General features: G+C 62.0%; 15 protein-coding genes. 5 read left to right on the plus strand and 10 right to left on the minus strand.

What is annotated here, in order from left to right; translation table 11 throughout:
• Positions 1–293: 293 nt before the first annotated feature.
• Complete coding sequence (gene parC / locus F3H98_RS21820) at positions 294–2,564, minus strand: DNA topoisomerase IV subunit A (protein WP_149762449.1); 2,271 nt, start codon at positions 2,562–2,564, stop codon at positions 294–296.
• A 208-nt stretch (positions 2,565–2,772) separates the two neighbouring features.
• On the opposite strand from parC, the gene F3H98_RS21825 reads away from it, so the two are divergent.
• Positions 2,773–3,975 (plus strand): hypothetical protein, encoded by a 1,203-nt coding sequence (locus F3H98_RS21825; RefSeq protein WP_149762450.1) that lies wholly within the window; start codon positions 2,773–2,775, stop codon positions 3,973–3,975.
• 64 nt (positions 3,976–4,039) lie between these two features.
• Here the strand turns inward: F3H98_RS21825 and aspS are convergent, their stop codons facing one another.
• Positions 4,040–5,827, minus strand: a complete 1,788-nt coding sequence (gene aspS, locus F3H98_RS21830) for an aspartate--tRNA ligase (protein WP_149762451.1) — start codon at positions 5,825–5,827, stop codon at positions 4,040–4,042.
• 215 nt (positions 5,828–6,042) lie between these two features.
• On the minus strand, positions 6,043–6,459 hold the full coding sequence (locus F3H98_RS21835) for a GNAT family N-acetyltransferase (protein ID WP_149762452.1): 417 nt from the start codon (positions 6,457–6,459) through the stop codon (positions 6,043–6,045).
• Positions 6,460–6,624: 165 nt separating this feature from the next.
• Here F3H98_RS21835 and F3H98_RS21840 point away from each other — a divergent pair, with 165 nt between their 5' ends.
• Both F3H98_RS21840 and rnd read left to right on the plus strand, forming a co-directional pair.
• Positions 6,625–7,872 carry an MFS transporter gene (locus F3H98_RS21840; RefSeq protein ID WP_149762453.1) on the plus strand — a complete coding sequence of 416 codons (1,248 nt, stop codon included), beginning with the start codon at positions 6,625–6,627 and terminating at the stop codon, positions 7,870–7,872.
• 75 nt (positions 7,873–7,947) lie between these two features.
• Positions 7,948–9,120, plus strand: coding sequence for a ribonuclease D (rnd, locus tag F3H98_RS21845; protein ID WP_149762454.1), 1,173 nt, complete (start codon positions 7,948–7,950; stop codon positions 9,118–9,120).
• A gap of 13 nt (positions 9,121–9,133) precedes the next feature.
• Here the strand turns inward: rnd and ppx are convergent, their stop codons facing one another.
• Both ppx and F3H98_RS21855 read right to left on the minus strand, forming a co-directional pair.
• Positions 9,134–10,660: an exopolyphosphatase gene (gene ppx / locus F3H98_RS21850; protein WP_149762455.1), complete on the minus strand. Its 1,527-nt coding sequence runs from the start codon at positions 10,658–10,660 to the stop codon at positions 9,134–9,136.
• Complete coding sequence (locus F3H98_RS21855; protein ID WP_149762456.1) at positions 10,657–12,861, minus strand: RNA degradosome polyphosphate kinase; 2,205 nt, start codon at positions 12,859–12,861, stop codon at positions 10,657–10,659. The genes ppx and F3H98_RS21855 overlap by 4 nt, the downstream gene beginning before the upstream one ends.
• 180 nt (positions 12,862–13,041) lie before the next feature.
• Between F3H98_RS21855 and F3H98_RS21860 the strand changes: the two genes are divergently transcribed.
• Positions 13,042–13,287 carry a zinc-finger domain-containing protein gene (locus F3H98_RS21860; protein WP_149762457.1) on the plus strand — a complete coding sequence of 82 codons (246 nt, stop codon included), beginning with the start codon at positions 13,042–13,044 and terminating at the stop codon, positions 13,285–13,287.
• Between the two features lie 23 nt (positions 13,288–13,310).
• A complete protein-coding gene (locus F3H98_RS21865; protein ID WP_149762458.1) occupies positions 13,311–14,519 on the plus strand; it encodes an FAD-dependent monooxygenase in 1,209 nt (402 codons plus the stop codon).
• 2 nt (positions 14,520–14,521) lie between these two features.
• On the opposite strand, the gene F3H98_RS21870 is transcribed toward F3H98_RS21865, so the two are convergent.
• The 5 genes from F3H98_RS21870 to F3H98_RS21890 all read right to left on the minus strand — a co-directional run bounded on the left by F3H98_RS21870 (position 14,522) and on the right by F3H98_RS21890 (position 19,584).
• On the minus strand, positions 14,522–15,187 hold the full coding sequence (locus F3H98_RS21870; protein WP_244621844.1) for a TIGR02117 family protein: 666 nt from the start codon (positions 15,185–15,187) through the stop codon (positions 14,522–14,524).
• 122 nt (positions 15,188–15,309) lie between these two features.
• On the minus strand, positions 15,310–16,113 hold the full coding sequence (locus F3H98_RS21875) for an amino acid ABC transporter ATP-binding protein (protein WP_149762460.1): 804 nt from the start codon (positions 16,111–16,113) through the stop codon (positions 15,310–15,312).
• A 14-nt stretch (positions 16,114–16,127) separates the two neighbouring features.
• Positions 16,128–17,288 (minus strand): amino acid ABC transporter permease, encoded by a 1,161-nt coding sequence (locus F3H98_RS21880; protein WP_149762461.1) that lies wholly within the window; start codon positions 17,286–17,288, stop codon positions 16,128–16,130.
• 3 nt (positions 17,289–17,291) lie between these two features.
• Positions 17,292–18,482, minus strand: coding sequence for an amino acid ABC transporter permease (locus F3H98_RS21885; protein WP_149762462.1), 1,191 nt, complete (start codon positions 18,480–18,482; stop codon positions 17,292–17,294).
• Positions 18,483–18,555: 73 nt separating this feature from the next.
• A complete protein-coding gene (locus tag F3H98_RS21890; RefSeq protein WP_149762463.1) occupies positions 18,556–19,584 on the minus strand; it encodes an amino acid ABC transporter substrate-binding protein in 1,029 nt (342 codons plus the stop codon).
• Positions 19,585–19,761: the final 177 nt, after the last annotated feature.

Genomic DNA, 19,761 nt, shown 5'->3' on the forward strand with positions numbered 1-19,761 from the left:
GCCTCGGCTTCGCCTCGACACCTCTCCCCCGCTTCGCAGGGGCGAGGAACCGCTGCCGCGATGCCAGCGCCCTTCCAGCTTGGGTTCCTCGCCCCCATGAAAATGGGGGAGAGGTGTCGAGGCGAAGCCGAGACGGAGAGGGGGTCCTTCCGAACAAGGAGCAGAAGCTGGCAGACCAGAGAAACACGGAGGAACGCAACGCCCCTCTCCCCGTCCTTCACGGGGAGAGGGTAAGGGTGAGGGGCAGCGTGGACGTGAACAGAAACAGGTCAGAAATGACCGTCGCCGCTGTCCTACCCGAACTTGCCGGTTCTCGGGAAACCCTTCGGCACCATGCGGCCGGCCGACGCCCGGGCGCCGATCCATTCGGCCAGTTCCTCGCGGCTGCGGGTGAATACGCGATCGGCCGAATCCAGCCAGGAAAGCCCGCTTTCCATGGCGAAGGTTTTCAGGTCGAGCACGCCGCCGTCCTTGTACTTCTGCAGCCGCACGCCCTTGCCGCGTCCCATTTCGGGGATTTCGGCCAGCGGAAACACCAGCAGTTTCCGGTTTTCGCCGACGATCGCCAGATGGTCCCCCGCCACCGCCACGCAGCGCGTCGCCTCGTCCGGCGCCTTGACGTTCATCACCTGCTTGCCCTTGCGGGTGTTGGCGACGACCTCCGCTTCCGGGACAACGAAGCCGTTGCCCTGGTGCGAGGCGACCAGCAGCTTGCGCTCCGGATTGTGCACGAAGGCGGTGACGATGTCCTGGTCATTGTCCATGTCGACGATGATGCGGATCGGTTCGCCATGGCCACGCCCACCCGGCAGCCGGTCGGCGCCGATGGTGTAGAATTTTCCGCCGGTGGTGAAGACGATGATCTTGTCGGTCGTCTGGGCGGGGAAAGCGAGCTTGAGCGAATCGCCTTCCTTGAAGGTCAGTGTCGAGAAATCCGACAGATGCCCCTTCATCGCCCGCAGCCAGCCCTTTTCGGAGACGACCACCGTCACCGGCTCCTTCTCGATCATCGCGTGGTGGATGTCGGTCAGGTCGTGCTCGGGCGCATCGGCGAAGGTGGTGCGGCGCTTGCCGAGTTCGGTATCCGTGCCGAACTTCTCACGCACCTGCTCGACCTCCCAGCGGATCGTCTTCCACTGCTTTTCGACCGAGCCGAGCAGCGCCTCGATCTGCTTCTTTTCGGCGGAGAGCCCGTCGAACTCCTTGCGAATCTCCATTTCCTCGAGCTTGCGCAGCTGACGCAGCCTGAGATTGAGCACAGCCTCGGCCTGGACGTCCGTCAGCGCCCACTTGGCCATCATCACTTGCTTGGGCTCATCCTCCTCGCGGATGATGCGGATGACCTCGTCGATGTTGAGATAGGCGATGAGGTAGCCGCCGAGCACTTCCAGCCGGCGCTCGATCTCGGCCAGCCGGTGCCTGGAACGGCGCACCAGCACGTCCTTGCGGTGTTCCAGCCACTCCTTGAGCACGTCCTTCAGCGAAAGGACATTCGGCACCTTGCCGCGCGACAGCACGTTCATGTTGAGCGGAAAACGGCTCTCCAGCTCGGTCAGCTTGAACACCGATTCCATCAAAAGGCCGGGGTCGACGGCACGGCTCTTCGGCACCAGCACAAGCCGGATGTCCTCGGCGCTCTCGTCGCGCACGTCTTCCAAAAGCGGCAGCTTGCGCGCCACCAGAAGCTCGGCGATCTTCTCGATCAGCCGCGCCTTCTGCACCTGATAGGGAATTTCGGTAACGACGATGTTCCAGGTGCCCCTGCCCTGGTCTTCTTGGTGCCAGCGGGCACGGACCCGGAAGCCGCCGCGGCCGGTCTCGTAGGCTTCCATAATCGACGCATGGCTATCGACGACAATGCCGCCTGTCGGGAAATCCGGTCCTTGCACCAGCCCGTCTTCATGCCCCTTGCTCATCAGGGCTTCGACAGGCGCGTTGGGGTTGTCGATCAGGTGCAGCGCCGCGGTGCAGAGTTCGGCCGCATTGTGCGGCGGGATCGAGGTCGCCATGCCGACCGCGATTCCCGACGAGCCGTTGGCGAGGATGTTCGGGAAGGCGCCGGGCAGCACCACCGGCTCCTCGTCCTCCTCGTTGTAGGTCGGGCGGAAATCGACGGCGTCCTCGGCGATGCCCGAAAGCAGTTCGGTCGCCACCTCGGTCATGCGCGCCTCGGTGTAGCGCATGGCGGCGGCGTTATCGCCGTCGATATTGCCGAAGTTGCCCTGGCCGTCGACCAGCGGATAACGGACCGCGAAATCCTGGGCGAGGCGCACCAGCGCGTCGTAGATCGACTGGTCGCCATGCGGGTGGAACTTGCCCATCACCTCGCCGACGATGCGGGCGCATTTGGCGAAACCCTGGTCGGGGTTGAGGCGCAAGAGCCGCATCGCATGCATGATGCGGCGGTGCACCGGCTTCAGGCCGTCGCGCACGTCGGGCAGCGCCCGGTGCATGATGGTCGACAGCGCGTAAGCGAGATAGCGCTCTTCCAGCGCCTTCTTCAGATCGACCGGCTCGATGTGATCACCGCCGTCGGAACCGGGCGGAATATGGCTTTTTCCCATGGTTTTGGACTATCCGAGCCACTGATTCGCGGCAAGAGGCGGGCCCGTGGAAAGGTCCGCTTAACGTCATCCGCAGCTTTGGGCGTTTTCGATTTGCCTTTTTCCGAAAATTTCGACCAATCTCCACGCCGCGCGCCTTCTTCCAGTCCAGTTCTTCCGCGACAGGAACGGTGCTACAGTTTCAAAAAAATCTCTCAGGGACAGTGCCATGACCATCCACCCCCCGCTTCTCAAGAAGCTTGCGCTTTCCGTTGTTCTTGTCGTGCTGCCGCTGTCGGCCGCCCAGGCGCTGGAAGCAAATGCTGTCGCCGATCGCCTGAAGGCCTTGCTGGCCGGCCAGGGCATGGATGTCAGCTGGACCAAGGTCACCGAAACCGGCCCCCGGATCGTGCTCGAAGGCGCCAGTTTGAAGCTCGCGAACGAACCGGCGACCAGCCTGATCGGAGATGTCACGCTCGACGAAATCTCCGAGGTCAACGGCGGCTATCGCATCGGCAAGGTTACCCTGCCGACCTATGCGCTCGCGCAAAGCGGCTTGAACATCGACATTTCTGGCGCCCAACTGACCGGCCTGTCGCTGCCACCTGAAGGGTCGACCGATCCCTTGGCTTCGATCATGCTTTACGAGACCGCCGAACTCGGCACCGTTTCGGTAAGAAGGGCCGACAAACAGCTGTTTTCGATGAACGATCTGCATGTCCAGATCACCGCGCCGAAGGATGGCGCGCCGCTGGCGTTTTCGGGCGCCGCCGAAAAGTTCAGCGCCGACCTAATGTCTGCAGTGGAGGACACGGAAGCCCGGAAGGTCGTCGAGGCACTGGGCTACAACACCGTCAACGGCACTTTCGAGATGGCGGGAACGTGGCAGCCTGTGGACGGGCGCATGGGGCTGACCCAGTATGACATCACGATCGAGAACGCAGGCAGGCTGGGCCTGACATTCGATCTTGCCGGCTACACGCCGGACTTCATCAAGGCCATGCAGGAGATGCAGAAGAAGATGGCGCAACAACCTGCCGGCGCCGACAATTCCGCCCAGGGCTTGGCCATGCTTGGTCTGATGCAGCAGCTCACCTTCAACGCTGCAACGATCCGCTTCGACGACGATTCGCTGACCGGAAAGGTGCTGGAATACGTCGCCAGGCAGCAGGGCGCGAAGCCCGAAGACATCGCCACGCAGACGAAGGCGGTAGTGCCTTTCCTGATGGCGCAGCTCAACAACGCCGATCTGACGAAGAACGTCAGCGAAGCGGTGAATGCCTATCTCGACGACCCGAAGTCGATCGAGATCGCTGCCGCCCCCGCCTCGCCGGTGCCGTTTGCGCTGCTGGCGGCCGGCGCGATGACTGCGCCGCAGGAACTGCCGAAGACGCTCGGCGTCACCGTCACGGCGAACCAGGTCGCGGAATAGAGGCACACCGCCCAAACAAAAAAGCCCGGCAGCGATGCCGGGCTTTTTGATTACGGGAAGAACCTCAGTCCTTCTTCTGCTGCACCACGCGCAGCGACAGCTCCCTGAGTTGCGTCGGCGTCGCTTCGGAGGGCGCGTTCATCAGGAGATCCTGAGCCTGCTGGTTCATCGGGAACATGGTGATCTCGCGCAGGTTCTTTGCTCCCACCAGAAGCATGACGATGCGGTCGACACCGGCCGCCATGCCGCCATGCGGCGGCGCGCCATACTGGAAGGCGCGGTAGAGGCCGCCGAAATTCTGCTCGACCGTCTCGCGGTTCAGGCCGACGATCTCGAACGCCTTGACCATGGTTTCCGGGAGATGGTTGCGGATGCCCCCGGAAGCGATCTCGAAGCCGTTGCAGACCATGTCGTACTGGAACGCCTTGATGCCGAGCGGCTCTTCGTTCGCGAGCGCATCGATACCGCCTTGCGGCATCGAGAAGGGGTTGTGGCCGAAATCGACGCGCTTTTCCTCTTCGTTCCACTCGAAGAACGGGAAATCGACAATCCAGCACAGTTCGAACCGCTCGCGGTCGACGAGGTTCAGTTCCTCGCCGGCGCGGGTGCGCGCAGCACCAGCAAACGAGACGAACTTCTTCGGATCGCCGGCGACGAAGAATGCAGCGTCGCCGTCGGCCAGGCCGAGTTGCTGGCGGATTGCCTCGGTGCGCTCCTCGCCGATGTTCTTGGCAATCGGGCCCGCACCCTCCAGCTTGTCGCCTTCCTTGCGCCAGAAAATGTAGCCGAGCCCGGGCTGGCCCTCGCCCTGCGCCCATGAGTTCATGCGGTCGCAGAACGCGCGGGAACCGCCGGTCTTGGCCGGAATGCCCCAGACTTCGGCCTTGGGGTCGTTGGCAAGGATATTGGCGAAAACCTTGAAGCCGGAATCACGGAAATGGTCGGAAACCGCTTCCATGACGATCGGATTGCGCAGGTCCGGCTTATCGGAACCATATTTGCGCATGGCGACATCATAGGGGATGCGCGGGAATTTCTGCGTCACCGGCTTTCCATTGGCAAACGTCTCGAAGACGCCGCGCAGTACCGGCTCCATGGTGCTCAGCACATCGTCCTGTTCGACAAAGCTCATTTCGAGGTCGAGCTGGTAGAATTCACCAGGCAGGCGGTCGGCGCGAGGGTCCTCGTCGCGGAAGCAGGGCGCGATCTGGAAATAGCGGTCAAAGCCCGACATCATGATCAGCTGCTTGTACTGCTGCGGCGCCTGCGGCAGCGCATAGAACTTGCCGGCATGAATGCGCGACGGCACCAGGAAGTCGCGCGCGCCTTCCGGGCTCGAAGCCGTCAGGATCGGCGTCGAGAATTCGGTGAAGCCGACCTCCCCCATGCGCCTGCGCATCTCGGCGATGATTTTTGTGCGGGCGATGATGTTCTTGTGCAACGTGTCGCGGCGCAGGTCGAGGAAGCGATATTTCAGGCGAATGTCTTCTGGATAATCCGGCTCGCCGAACACCGGCAGCGGCAATTCCTTCGCCGCCGACAGAACCTCGATGTCGACAGCATAGATCTCGATCTCGCCGGTCGGCATGTTGGCGTTGATGGTCTCCGGCGCACGCGCCTTGACCTCGCCGTCGACGCGGATGACCCATTCGCCGCGCACCGTCTCGGCTGCCTTGAAGGCCGGCGAATCCGGATCGGCGACGATCTGCGTCAGGCCGTAATGGTCGCGAAGGTCGATGAACAGAAGACCGCCGTGATCGCGCACGCGATGCACCCAGCCAGAGAGGCGGACGGTCGAGCCGACATCGGATTTCTTCAGTTCGGCGCAGGTATGGCTGCGGTAACGGTGCATGAGACTGGCATTCCGGTTTTTGAAGGATTCATTTTGACCGGGCGGCACAGCATGCGCCGGGCCCGAAAATTTGCGGGAAAAGCGCATGGGTGCCGGCTTTTGTCAAGGTGAGGAGAAAGGCGGCATTATACTCTGGTTCCGCGAACCTCGCGGCCATGGAGCACAGCAAGGAGATGATGCCGCCCCCTCGCCTTACGTAAAGAGCGGACTTCGCTTCAAAGCGCCTTCTTCAGCCAGACGCGCGAATGGCCGGGCGGGAAATTGTCGATACGCCCAAACTCCTCATATCCCTGCCGTTTGTAGAATTCCGGGGCCTGGAACGTAAATGAATCGAGATAGATGCCGAGGCAGCCGCGCTGCCTGGCGATTTCCTCGGCCTTGGCCAGCAGTTGTACGCCGAGGCCCAGCTTGCGGTGTTCGGCGCCGATCCACAGCCAGGCAACGAACAGCCAGGAATATTCGGACACGCCCTTGAGGCCGCCGATCACCGATCCATCGCCGTTGCGCGCGACGATCCAAAGATCCTCCTCGTTGTAGGGTCCGGCATTCTCGACATTATAGTTGTCCAGACCGTCGCCGATGAAACGGGCGGCTTCGTCGTCGATGCTCGTACTGACGTTCAAGGTGATCATGTCCGCGTCCCTTCTTCGGCCTCGGCTGCGCAACACGTAGTCTCGAACCCGGACAAAGAGGATTGGCGCAGAGCCGCCAAATGCATCGTTCCAGACGATGCAAGGTCGCATTGCACCGCGGTTGCGACTATAGAGAAATATCCTTTCCTTCGCGCACCCGCTTGAATGTCCTCCATCCGTCTGTTGATTCCGCTTCTGATCGCCGCCGGCATTCTGCTCGGCGGCAACGGAATGCAAAGCACCTTGATCGCGCTTCGCGGCGCGCAGGAAGGCTTTTCGCCGGCTGTCATCGGCTTCATGGGCACATCTTATTTCGGCGGCTTTCTGCTCGGTTGCCTTGCCATCACGCGCATCATGAAGGCGGTCGGCCATGTGCGGTCCTTCTCCGCGCTGGCGGCGATCGCTTCGGCGGGCACGCTGCTCCTGGTGCTGATCATCGATCCCATCTCCTGGTCGGTGATCCGCTTCGCCAGCGGCTTCTGTTTTGCCGGCCTCTTCACTGTGATGGAGAGCTGGCTCAATTCCGGTGTCTCCAATCACGATCGCGCGCGCGTGCTGGCGCTCTATCGCATCGTCGATATCGGTTCGGTCACCGGGGCGCAGTTCATGATCCCGATCTTTGGTTCAGGCGGCTTCACGCTGTTTGCCATCATGTCGATCATGATCACCCTGTCGCTGGTGCCGGTGTCGCTGGGGGACCGCTCCAATCCCACGCCACCGGAAGACGTCAAGCTCGACTTGGGGCGCGTTTGGCTGATATCGCCGCTCGGCTGCATCGGCTGCATCGCCGTCGGCGTCACCAACAGTGCGTTCCGTACGCTTTCGCCCGTCTATGCTGAGGAAATCGGCATGTCGGTGGCCGATATCGTCACCTTTGTAAGCGTCGGCATCGTCGGCGGCGCCATCATCCAGTATCCGCTGGGCTACCTGTCGGATCTGTGGGACCGGCGCATGGTGCTGCTGCTCAGCACCAGCGGCGCGTTGCTTTCCGCACTCGGCATCGTCTTTCTCGCCGGCACCAACCCCCTGGCGAATTTCGTCCTCGTTTTCATTTTCGGCTCGTTCGCGATGCCGCTGTTCTCGCTGTCGGCCGCGCATGCCAACGATCGGGCCGGCAAGGGAGAGTTCGTGCTCATCAACGCCGCACTCATGCTGTTCTATTCGTTCGGAGCGATCGGCGGACCGATCGCCGCGTCTTGGGTCATGGAACGTTTCGGGCCGCAATCGCTGTTTATCTTCACGGCAACCGTCTACGCGATCTTTATCCTGATCATCTTCTACCGCATGAGCGCGCGCGGCAGCGTGCCGGCCGGTCAACGTAGCCACTTCATGAATTTGCTGAGGACATCGACGGTGTTTTCCCGCCTGGCCAAACGCAACGGCGACAGCGACAAGCCGCCAAGCAAACCCTAAACAGAACGGTGGATGGCCTACCGAAATCGTCCGTCGCGCGAGACAAGACCGCATTCCTCGCCTAAAGAGACCTTGATGCATCTGATAAAAACACAAAATGAACTGGATTCGGTTGTCCGCGAGCTTGCGAAATCCGAATTCATCACCGTCGACACCGAGTTCATCCGCGAGACGACGTTCTGGCCGGAACTTTGCCTGATTCAAATGGCCGCGCCGGGCATCACTGCCCTTGTCGATCCGCTTGCGCCCGACATCGACCTCCAGCCCTTCTTCTATCTGATGGCCAACGAGGCGGTGACCAAGGTGTTTCACGCCGCCCGCCAGGACATCGAAATCATCTTCCATCGCGGCGGCCTCATCCCGCATCCCGTTTTCGATACCCAGGTTGCGGCGATGGTCTGCGGTTTCGGCGACAGCGTCTCCTACGACCAGCTGGTGCAGAAGATCACCGGCGTGCGTCTTGACAAGTCGTCGCGTTTCACCGACTGGCGCCACCGGCCGCTGTCGGACAAGCAGCTCGAATATGCGGTCGCCGACGTCACCCACCTGATCGACGTCTACGTCCATCTGAAGGCCGAGCTGGAGCGCGAGAACCGCGCCCACTGGCTGAACGAAGAGATGGAAGTGCTGACCTCGCGCCAGACCTATGATCCGCATCCCGAAGACGCTTGGAAGCGCCTGAAGATGCGGCTTCGCAAGCCGCAGGAACTGGCCGTCGTACAGGCAGTGGCGGCATGGCGCGAGCGGGAGGCGCGAGAACGCAACGTACCGCGCGGGCGTGTGCTCAAGGACGACGCGATCTATGAGGTGGCGCAGCAGGCGCCGCGCGACGCGACGGCGCTCGGGCGCCTGCGCACCACGCCAAAGGGCTGGGAGCGGTCGTCCACGGCGACCGCGCTGCTGGCGGTGGTCAACACGGCACTCGGCCTCCCCAAGGACGCCATGCCGAAACTGCCGAAGGTTCCGCAATCGCAGGAGGGGTCGAGTGCCGCCGCCGAACTCCTGAAAGTGCTGCTGCGCCTGGTCGCCGAGGCCGAAGGCGTCGCCGCCAAGGTGCTGGCCTCCGGCGACGACATCGACCGCCTTGCCGCCGAAGGCGAGAAGGCCGACGTTCCCGCCCTGCATGGCTGGCGCAAGGAAGTGTTCGGCGACAAGGCGCTGCAACTGGTGCGCGGCGAGATCGCCCTGAAATTCGAAAAGCGCAAGATCGCGGTCTTCGAGACGCGCAAGCAGACCGCGGACGCCTGAGCCCGGCTTTCGATCAGGTCGGCTCGGGCGGCCCGACAACCAGTTCGAGATTGCGTCCGGTGATCCTTGCCAGTTGCGCCAGCCGTCCGGCCGGCCTTTCACCGTCCAGCCCGGCGTGCGAAGCCGGGATAACCAGCGCCAGCCCGCCATTCGGTTGCGATCGCCATTTCAGCTTCGGGATAACGCCCGGCATCGACGCCGAAAGGAGATAGACCACCCGCAACAGCGCACCGAGCAGGCGCGCCCGTTCCAGATAGCGCGGCGTTGCCAGGGTGCGCATTTCAGTTGCAACCGAATCGTCGAAGACGCCTTCGTGCCGGAACATGTTGGCCAGCGCGATGTAGGCGCGGCCGGGATGGTCGACGCCGATGAAGGACGCATGGGCGATGATGTTGAGCGATTGCATGCCGCGGTATTCGGGATGCGCGCGCCAGCCTATGTCGGCAAGCAGGCAGGCGGCCTCGCGATAGCGCGCCTCGTCCTCGGTTTCGTCGATATTGAACGCGGCCAGCGATTCGCCGCTCCATCGCGCAAGCTCGTGCGCATGGGTCACCGAACGCGCCCTGAGCAAGGCCAGTTCCTCCGCCGCCGAAATCAGCGGATCGGTCGCGCGATCCTCCGGCGACAGCAGCGAATAGAGGAAGCCCTCGCGCACCCCGAGCGCCGAGACGACGATCTTCGACGGCTTCATCGCAGCGATGATTTCCTGCAGCACGACGGCGCCATAAGGCAGAAGCGCGCGGCGGTTCTTCGAAATACGCTCGACGCCCTTGATCTTTTCGATGTCGCCCCTGGCGACCTGGCGCAGGAACGCCGCCGAACTTTCGGCGCCGAACTCGTAATGATGCATAACGCTCAGCGGGTAACCGGTCGCGTTCATGTGCAGCCGGGCAAGATTTCGCCAGGTGCCGCCGACGCAGTAGAATACCCTGCCCTCGCCGGCCTTCAGCAGCTTGGCGCGGGCGAGTTCTCGCTTGGCGATCTTGGCGGCTTCGACCGGCGATCCCTTGGCCATGTCCTGCAAGCGCAGACCGCCGAGCGGCAAGGTGATGCCGTCGCCAACCTGCTCGCCGTTGACATCGATCAGTTCGAGACTGCCGCCGCCGAGATCGCCAGCAATGCCGTTTGCCGGGTGAAAGCCCGAAATGACGCCGAGCGCCGAATAATAGGCTTCCTCGCGGCCGGAAAGCACCCTGATCCTGGTTCCGAGGATCTCTTCGGCCTGGTGAATGAAATCAAGGCCGTTTTCAGCCTCGCGCGCCGCGGCGGTGGCGATGACGTGAAGTTCCTCGGCGCCCGCCTGATCGGACAAGGCACGGAACCGCTTGAACTCCGAAACCGCCCTCTTGACCGCCTCGGGATCCAGCTTGCCCGTGGTGACGAGGCCCCGGCCGAGGCCTGCCAGCATCTTCTCGTTGAACAGAACCGTCGGCGAGCGTGCTATGCCCTCATAGACAACAAGGCGGATCGAGTTCGATCCGATGTCGATGATGGACAGTGGCCGGCGATCCTGCAACCGGCCCTGTGAATTTGCGATCATACGCCCTGCGCTGCGTTTGCTTTTCGTTGGCGCTTGAACTGCGCGATGCGCTTGGGCGCGTGCGATTTCAGGGCATCACCCCGTCCGGACAGGCTCGGATTGGTCATGAAGTATTCCTGCGCGTTGAACGGTTCCTCTCCCTCGTCCGGCGCCATGCGCCTCGAGGTACCGTCTGCCAATACTTCGAAACTTTGCTGGTTGTCCATTATGTTTCCGAGCATGATCTGGCCGAGCACCTGTTCGTGCACAGTCGGGTTGGTGATCGGAACCATCGTCTCGACGCGCCGGTCGAGGTTGCGCGGCATCATGTCGGCGGAGCTGATGTAGACGAGCGCCTCGTCGGAGGGCAGGCCGCAACCATTGCCGAAACAGAAGATGCGGCTGTGTTCTAGGAATCGGCCGATGATCGATTTGACCCGGATGTTTTCCGACAGGCCGGGCACCTGCGGCCTCAGGCAGCAGATGCCGCGGATGACGAGATCGATCTCGACGCCAGCGCGGCTTGCCTCGTAAAGCGCGTCGATGATGATCGGATCGACCAGCGAATTCATCTTCATCCAGATGCGCGCCGGCTTGCCGGCACGGAAATGCGCGATCTCGGCGGCGATGTGATCGAGGATGCGGTTGCGCAGCGTGAACGGCGAGATGGCGAGCCGCATCTCCTGCGCCGGCTCGGCATAGCCGGTGATAAAGTTGAACACTTGGGCCACATCGCGCGCGATGCCCGGGTCCGTGGTGAAGTAGGACAGGTCGGTGTAGATGCGCGCGGTGATCGGATGGTAGTTGCCGGTGCCGAGATGCACATAGTTGCGCAGCTTGCCGTCTTCGCGGCGCACTACCAGCGACATTTTGGAATGCGTCTTCAATTCGATGAAGCCGAACACCACCTGCACGCCGGCGCGTTCCAGGTCGCGCGCCCAGCGGATGTTAGCCTCTTCGTCGAAACGCGCCTTGAGCTCGACCAGCGCCGTCACCGACTTGCCAGCTTCGGCGGCGTCGATCAACGCGCGAACGATGGGGCTGTCGTTGGAGGTGCGGTAGAGAGTCTGCTTGATCGCGACGACCTCGGGATCGATGGCAGCCTGGCGCAGGAACTGCACGACAACGTCGAAGGATTCGTAGGGGTGATGAACGACGATGTCCTTCTCGCGCACGGCCGCAAAGCAATCGCCGCCATGATCGCGGATTCGCTCGGGAAAACGCGGGTTGTAAGGCTGAAATTTCAGGTCGTCGCGAGGAAGCGCCACGATTTCCGAAATCTGGTTCACCGCGAGCGGGCCGCGCAACACGCTGATGCGGGATGACGCCACGCCGAGTTCGCCAGCAACGAATTCACGCAGCGCCTCCGGCATCTCGCTGTCGAATTCGATGCGGATCACTGATCCGCGGCGGCGGCGCTTCAGCGCCGTCTCGAAAAGCCGCACCAGGTCTTCGGCCTCTTCCTCGACTTCGATATCGCTGTCCCGGATGATGCGGAATGTGCCGGAGCCCTTCACCTCATAGCCGGGGAAAAGCTTTCCGATGAAAATGCCGACCGTGTCTTCCAGCCTGATGAAGCGGACGGCGGCCTTGCGGTCGGGCAGCCTGATGAAACGCCGCAGCGCCACCGGCAGGCGCAGCAGCGCCGTCATTTCACCGCCGTTCTTCAAGTGACGCAGCTGCAGCGCGATCGAGAAACCCAGATTGGGAATGAACGGGAACGGATGCGCGGGGTCGATCGACAGCGGGGTCAGGACCGGAAACACCGATTCCAGGAAATGCTCCTGTAGCCATGCCTTGTCGTCGCGGTTCAACGCATCGGGGCGGACGTTTTCGATGCCTTCCTTTTTCAACAGGTCGGCGAGCCCCGAAAGGCTGTTCTGCTGATCCGCCTGCAAACGCTCGACCTCGACCAGAAGCTGTTCCAGCTGCTGTTCAGGCGTACGGCCATCCGGGCTTTTGATCGCAATTCCTTCCCGTATCTGCCCGGCGAGACCGGCGACGCGCACCATGAAGAATTCGTCGAGGTTGGCCGCCGAGATCGACAGGAACCGCACCCGCTCCAGCAGCGGGTGGTGCGGATTCTGCGATTCCTCGAGCACACGCCGGTTGAACTGGAGCCAGGAGAATTCCCGGTTGACGAAGCGGTCCGGATTGCCTGCTACCGCCTCAGCCGCAGTCTTGCCGACAAAATCGCTTCTCACCGGCTTCAATTCGTTCATCTCTGGCTCTTTCGTGACGGCGTCATGACAGCTGGACGTGAGGTCCCCATCATTTTATCTCGTGACAGGGTTTTGCGACAGTTTGATATCACACAGCTTGCAAACGCGCCCTTTATGTTACAAACGCTTGCGCAGAATTCGGTTCCGATCATGCGCTTGATCCACTGACGGGAGAAGATGATGGCGGGCAGCTCCATTCCGCATTTCCAGAACGATGCCGGCCACGCCGCGATCGACATCGGCGTCAAGGAATTCATGTGCGTCGGCGCCAACGCGCCGTTCGACCACCCGCATGTCTTCCTCGACATGGGCAGCGAAAACGAAAAGGTCTGCCCCTACTGTTCGACACTCTATCGTTATGACGCCGGCTTGAAGGCAAGCGAGACGCGCCCCGACGGCTGCCTCTACCTCGACCGCGTCGCCTGATTTCTTCCGGTCCTGACGGGGCCATGAAGCAGCCTAAAAAGATTGTCATTGCCGGCGCCGGTATTGCCGGCCTGACTGCTGCGCTCGCCTTTGCCTCCAAGGGGTTTGACGTCCGCGTTTTCGAGCGGGCCGAGAAGCTCGAGGAAGTCGGTGCGGGGCTGCAGCTTTCCCCCAACGCGACCCGCCTGCTCGACCGTCTCGGCGTGCTCGACCTGCTGAGGCCATTGGCGGTTCAGCCGGAGGCAATCGTCCTGCGCAAGGCCGCGACGCTCAAGGACCTGGCGCACGTGCCGCTCGGCGAAGCAGCAGAACGTCGCTGGGAGGCGCCCTATCTCGTCGCGCATCGCGCCGACCTGCAGGCGGCCCTCCTGCAAAAGGTCCTCCAGGTTCAGGCAATCGAACTCGTCACCGGCATGACCTTCGAGAGTGTCTCCGTCGTGCATTCCGCAATAAGCGTGAGAGTGAACAGCGGCGCCGATGCTGCCAGTGTCGAGACCGGCCTGCTGGTCGGCGCCGACGGCGTGTGGTCGGCCGCGCGCGGCCTCGTCAACCCGGCGGCTGTCAGCCGCTTCGTCGGCGAACTCGCCTGGCGCACCACGATATCGAGCGACAGCGACGGCGGCAGGATGCTTGCCGGGATCGACGCCGGCAATGTCGTTACCGCCTTCCTGCATCCCGGCGCTCATATGATCGTCTATCCCGTGCGCGGCGGCAGAGCCTTCAACCTCGTCGCCTTCACACCGGGCGAACGTGTTGCCGACGGTTGGTCGGCCAAGGCGGAGACCACCAATCTCCTCAACGCCTTGCGCGGATCGGCTGCGGAACTGATTCAACTGGTGCAGTCTTCCGGGCCGTGGACCCAATGGCCTGTCCATGCCGTCGATGCTTCCGGGCCGTGGACCCGCGAGGGGCAGATCGCGCTGATCGGCGACGCCGCCCATGCGATGACGCCGTTTGCGGCGCAGGGTGCTGCGATGGCGATCGAAGACGCGGTAACGCTGGCCGACGCGGTCTCGGATGCACGGGACAATCCAGCGGAAGCACTTCGCCGGTGGGAAGCGGACCGCCATTTGCGCGTCCAACGCGTCGCGCGCCGCGGCGCACTCAACCGCTTCGCCTGGCATGCGCGCGGTCCGGTCGCGCTTGCCCGCGATCTGTTCCTGAAAGCCCGCTCGCCGGATGCTCTCGCCGCTGACGTGGACTGGCTGTACGGGTGGAGGCCGGGCGTATAGCCTCAATTGTGCAGTCCCAGCGACAGGGCCAACGTCGCCGGCAGCGGGTTCCACCAGCCGGTCCGCAGGCCGGCTTCTCGCAGTCCCCTCGCGGTCCAGGTGTTGCAGCCAAGCAGCGCGGTGAATGAGCCATTGGCTTCGAAGAAGCCATCATTCGGGCCATAACCCTTGCCAGGAATGAAGATGGGGCCGCCGGATTCCCGTGCGAAGGTCGCCTCGATAAATCCAACCAACCTGCCGAATTCGGCTTCGCCAATCCCGAACGATCTTACGGCGGGATCTTTTTCGTCGATGGCGCCAGAGATGGCGACATGCATGACGGAGTTGTCGAGCGTCAGCGCGCTCAACACCGGGCCTGGCTTCAGATCGCTCCAGGTCGGCGTCTCGATATAGAAGGCGCGGCTACCCCAGCCGAAAACAAGCCAGCGGGCTTCGGGATGATCTGCCGGCAACCCGGCTTCGGCCAGAAAAGCGAACCGCTCAAGCATGGCCGCATCGACCGGAATGGCGATGTCGGTGTGGATCGGATTGGTGAGGACCAGGATTTTCCGCGGCTCGACAGCTTGCGCCGTGGCGTGAAACAGGGGACGCGGCACCATGGTTCCGAGCACGAAGGCCAGCACCACGATCAGGACTAATGCAAACAGCCCACGCAAAAAGCGTCTCAAGACAGCATGCCTCCCATGAGGTTGCTCTCTTCGCATCGGACGCTTCGCGTTTGGGGTTGCGTGCCAACAGAAAACGGCGCCGCGGACTTCGCGACGCCGTTTGCAGGCATGTGGGGACCCGCCTAGTGCAGGATCTGGCTGAGGAACAGTTTCGTGCGCTCGTGGCGGGGATGGTCGAAGAACTCGACAGGCGTGTTCTGCTCGACGATCTGGCCCTGGTCCATGAAGATGACGCGATTGGCGACCTTGCGCGCAAAACCCATTTCGTGGGTCACGCACAACATGGTCATTCCCTCTTCGGCGAGCCCCACCATCGTCTCCAGCACTTCCTTGATCATTTCCGGATCGAGCGCGGAGGTCGGTTCATCGAACAGCATGATGCGCGGGTTCATGCAGAGTGAGCGGGCGATCGCCACGCGCTGCTGCTGGCCGCCGGAGAGCTGGCCCGGATACTTGTTGGCCTGCTCGGGGATCTTCACCCGCTTCAGGAAGTGCATGGCGATTTCCTCGGCCTGCTTCTTCGGCGTCTTGCGCACCCAGATCGGTGCAAGAGTGCAGTTTTCGAGGATGGTCAGGTGCGGGAACAGGTTGAAGTGCTGGAACACCATGCCGACCTCGCGGCGCACCTCGTCGATCTTCTTCAGATCATTGGTAAGTTCCTTCCCGTCGACAATGATCTTGCCCTTCTGATGCTCTTCCAGCCGGTTGATGCAGCGGATCATGGTCGATTTGCCGGAGCCGGAGGGTCCACAGATGACGATGCGTTCGCCGCGCATGACCCGAAGATTGATGTCCTTCAGGACATGGAATTCGCCATACCATTTGTGCATGCCCACAATGTCGATCGCCACGTCCGTATCGGAGACGTGCATCTTTTTGGCGTCGACCTTTATCTCTTCGGCGCTAACTGCGTTTTCGATAGCCATCGAATATTCCCCTTTTATTTCCGATGCCCGGTGTCGAGCCTGCGCTCCATATATTGCGAATAACGCGACATGCCGAAGCAGAATATCCAGAAGACCGCAGCAGCAAATACGTAACCGGTTTTGGCTGTTTGCGGCGTCGCCCAGGTTGGGTCGCCCGAAATGCTCTGCTTCACCGTGCCCAGCAGGTCGAACAACGAGATGATCAGCACCAGTGTCGTATCCTTGAACAAGCCGATGAACGTGTTGACGATGCCCGGTATCACCAACTTCAGCGCCTGGGGCATGACGATGAGGCCCATCTTCTGCCAATAGCCGAGGCCCAGCGAATCGGCGCCTTCATATTGACCCTTCGGGATCGCCTGCAGCCCGCCGCGGATCACCTCGGCCATATAGGCCGACGAGAACAGGGCCACGCCGATCAGTGCTCGCAGCAGTTTGTCGAAAGTCATGCCGGGCGGCACGAACAGCGGCAGCATGAAGCTCGCCATGAACAGTACCGCGACCAGCGGCACACCGCGCACGGTCTCGATGAACACCACCGAGAGCAGCTTCACGATCGGCATTTTGGAGCGCCGCCCGAGCGCCAGGATAATGCCGAGCGGCAGCGAGGTGACGATACCCACATAGGAAATCACCAGCGTGACCAGCAGTCCGCCCCACAGCGGCGTCTCGACATAGGGCAGGCCGAAATAGCCTCCGAGCAGCAGGAAGAATGCTATGAACGGAAACACCGCAAAGAACAGGATGGCGTTCAGCCGCTTGAACGGAATGCGCGGGGTCAGCAGCGGAACCAGCAGCGCCAGGAAGATGACGCCGCACAGAATGACGCGCCACCGTTCTTCCAGCGGGTAGCGGCCGAATGTGAAATAGCCCAAGCGCGCCTCGACGAAAGGCCAGCATGCGCCTGTCCACCCGGCCGGCAAGGACCCGCCCTGCTCCGTCGTCAGGCAGGCGGTGCGGTCGGCGCCGCTCCACACGGCGCTGAAAAACAGCCAGTTGAGGATCTGCGGCAGCGCCCAGGCGAGCGCCAGCGCGGCAAGGATCGTCAGGGCAGTGTCGAAAGGCGACGCGAACAGGTTCTTTCGCATCCACGCTCCAGCACCGACCTGCGAGCTGGGCGCTGCCTGCGCGAGCGCCATCTCGGTGCGCACCCAGGAGAGATCATGTTCCTGCATGGCTTATCTCTCCTTCAGCGCCATTTTGGTATTGAACCAGTTCATGAAGGCGGAGGTGATGAGGCTGATCGACAGATAAACGATCATGAAGATCACCACGACCTCGATCGCCTGTCCTGTCTGGTTCAGGATGGTGCCGCCAACCGAGTAGAGTTCAGGGTAGCCGATCGCAACGCCGAGCGTCGAGTTCTTGGTCAGGTTGAGATACTGGCTCGTGAGCGGCGGAATGATGATGCGCAGCGCCTGCGGGATGACCACCAGGCGAAGGCCCTTGGCTGGCCGCAGACCGAGCGCCGAATAGGCCTCTGTCTGTCCTTTCGGCACGCCCATAATACCGGCGCGCACGATTTCGGCGATGAACGAGGCCGTGTAGAAGGACAGCGCCAGCAACAGCGACAGGAATTCCGGCTTCACGTTGGAGCCGCCAGTCAGGTTGAAGTTGCCCTTCTGGGGATAATCGACTGTGGCCGGCATGCCGCTCAACAAATAGGCCAGCAAAGGCATGCCAACGATCAGCGCGAGGCTCACCCATAGCACCGGAAAGGATTGGCCTGTGGCCATCTGGCGAGCATAGGCCCGACGAGCAACATACCAGCTCAGCACCAGGCCGATTGCTAATCCGCCCAGCACCATCAAACCGCTGCCGTTCCAAACAATTGCCGGCAAGTAGAAGCCGCGAACGTTAAGGAACGAGTTGAACGGCAGCTCGATGCTCTCCCGCACCGCCGGCAGTACGGCCAGCACGCCCTGATACCAGAACAGGATGACCAGGAGCGGCGGAATGTTGCGGAATATCTCGACATAGACTGTGCAAATCTTGCGGATCAGCCAGTTGTTGGATAGGCGGCCGATGCCGACCAGGAAGCCGACCACCGTCGCGACGATTATGCCGGCGATAGCGACCTTCAGTGTGTTGAGAATGCCCACGACAAGCGCGCGGAAGAAGGTCGAATCTGATGTGTATTCAACCAGCCTGTCGGATATGTCGAAGCCCGCGCGGCCACGCAGAAAAGCCCAGCCGGTCGAGATGTTCGAACGGCGCAAATTCTCAATCGTGTTGTCGATGATCCACCAGACGCCGAGGATCAACAAGAAAATGAGCAGCGCCTGGAATACCAGGCTACGGATTTTTGGATCATAGAAAAGTGAAGCCTTGGTGGGCTCGCTCGTACGAATCGCTTCTTGTGACGCCACAGGGTTCCCCTTCCCTGATTTGGGTCCGAAGACCAGAAGGCCGGAGGGATATCCCTCCGGCCCGGTGTGTCGGTCAGCGGATCGGCATGCCGTATTGCAGGCCGCCCTTGGTCCACAGCGCGTTGATGCCGCGCGCGATCTTCAGCTGGCTGCCCGAGCCGACGTTACGCTCGAAGATCTCGCCGTAATTGCCGGTCGCCTTGATGATGTTGACCACCCAGGCGTTGTCGAGGCCGAGGTCGGTGCCGATCTTGGTTTCAGCTTCGACGCCAAGCAGGCGCTTGATGTCGGGGTTTTCCGAGGCTTTCATTTCCTCGACATTGGCCTGCGTGATGCCGGCTTCTTCAGCATTGAGCAGCGCGTAGTAGGTCCACTTCGCGATATCCAGCCACTTGTCGTCGCCTTGGCGCACGGAAGGCCCGAGCGGCTCCTTGGAAATGATCTCGGGCAGAACGACATGGTCGTCCGGCGCGCTCATCTGAAGGCGCACGGCATAGAGGCCGGACTGGTCGGTGGTGTAGGCATCGCAACGACCGGCGTCATAGGCGGCGTTGGCCTCTTCGAATTTCTCGAAGACCACCGGGTTGTATTCCATCTTGTTTGCCCGGAAGTAGTCGGCGAGGTTCAGTTCGGTGGTGGTGCCGGCCTGCACGCAAACGGCGGCGCCCGAAAGCTGGAGCGCGGAGTTCACGCCGGGCAGTTTCTTGGCGTTGATCATGAAGCCCTGGCCGTCATAGTAGGTGACGCCGGCAAAGTTCAGGCCAAGTGCTGTATCGCGGTTGATCGTCCAGGTCGTGTTGCGCGAGAGAACATCGATTTCGCCCGACTGCAAGGCGGTGAAACGGTCCTTGGCGCTCAGGCCGGTGAACTTCACCTTGGTGCCGTCGCCGAACACAGCCGCCGCCATGGCACGGCAGAAGTCGACATCGAGACCGGTCCATTCGCCCTTGTCGTTCGGCGCCGAGAACCCGGCCAGAGCGGTGTTGACCCCGCACTGGATAAAGCCCTTGGCCTTCACGTCGCTCAGTGTGTCGGCCGACGCGACCGGCGCGGTAAACGCCAAAGCGGCCGCGCCCAGAACACCTGTCAGTACGTTTTTCATACCCACAAACCCTTTTCTGTTATTCAGGAACCATCCCTGAGTGATCTCGTGCGGAAGCCAGTTCCCGTCCCGGCCCGTGCCCGGAACGCCGCATCTTATCTGACGCGTGTGCTCCGTCTCCCATTCACGTGCCCCATCGAAGGCGATTATTGATTGGCGGTCAAGGGCGAATGACTG

Source organism: Neomesorhizobium albiziae, assembly GCF_900114255.1.
Taxonomy (GTDB): Bacteria; Pseudomonadota; Alphaproteobacteria; order Rhizobiales; family Rhizobiaceae; genus Neomesorhizobium; species Neomesorhizobium albiziae.

Excerpts from the sequence above, each read along its gene's own strand:
- parC (WP_149762449.1), bottom strand. The coding sequence starts at position 2,564 with ATGGGAAAAAGCCATATTCCGCCCGGTTCCGACGGCGGTGATCACATC.
- F3H98_RS21825 (WP_149762450.1), top strand. The coding sequence starts at position 2,773 with ATGACCATCCACCCCCCGCTTCTCAAGAAGCTTGCGCTTTCCGTTGTT.
- aspS (WP_149762451.1), bottom strand. The coding sequence starts at position 5,827 with ATGCACCGTTACCGCAGCCATACCTGCGCCGAACTGAAGAAATCCGAT.
- F3H98_RS21835 (WP_149762452.1), bottom strand. The coding sequence starts at position 6,459 with ATGATCACCTTGAACGTCAGTACGAGCATCGACGACGAAGCCGCCCGT.
- F3H98_RS21840 (WP_149762453.1), top strand. The coding sequence starts at position 6,625 with ATGTCCTCCATCCGTCTGTTGATTCCGCTTCTGATCGCCGCCGGCATT.
- rnd (WP_149762454.1), top strand. The coding sequence starts at position 7,948 with ATGCATCTGATAAAAACACAAAATGAACTGGATTCGGTTGTCCGCGAG.
- ppx (WP_149762455.1), bottom strand. The coding sequence starts at position 10,660 with ATGATCGCAAATTCACAGGGCCGGTTGCAGGATCGCCGGCCACTGTCC.
- F3H98_RS21855 (WP_149762456.1), bottom strand. The coding sequence starts at position 12,861 with ATGAACGAATTGAAGCCGGTGAGAAGCGATTTTGTCGGCAAGACTGCG.
- F3H98_RS21860 (WP_149762457.1), top strand. The coding sequence starts at position 13,042 with ATGGCGGGCAGCTCCATTCCGCATTTCCAGAACGATGCCGGCCACGCC.
- F3H98_RS21865 (WP_149762458.1), top strand. The coding sequence starts at position 13,311 with ATGAAGCAGCCTAAAAAGATTGTCATTGCCGGCGCCGGTATTGCCGGC.
- F3H98_RS21875 (WP_149762460.1), bottom strand. The coding sequence starts at position 16,113 with ATGGCTATCGAAAACGCAGTTAGCGCCGAAGAGATAAAGGTCGACGCC.
- F3H98_RS21880 (WP_149762461.1), bottom strand. The coding sequence starts at position 17,288 with ATGCAGGAACATGATCTCTCCTGGGTGCGCACCGAGATGGCGCTCGCG.
- F3H98_RS21890 (WP_149762463.1), bottom strand. The coding sequence starts at position 19,584 with ATGAAAAACGTACTGACAGGTGTTCTGGGCGCGGCCGCTTTGGCGTTT.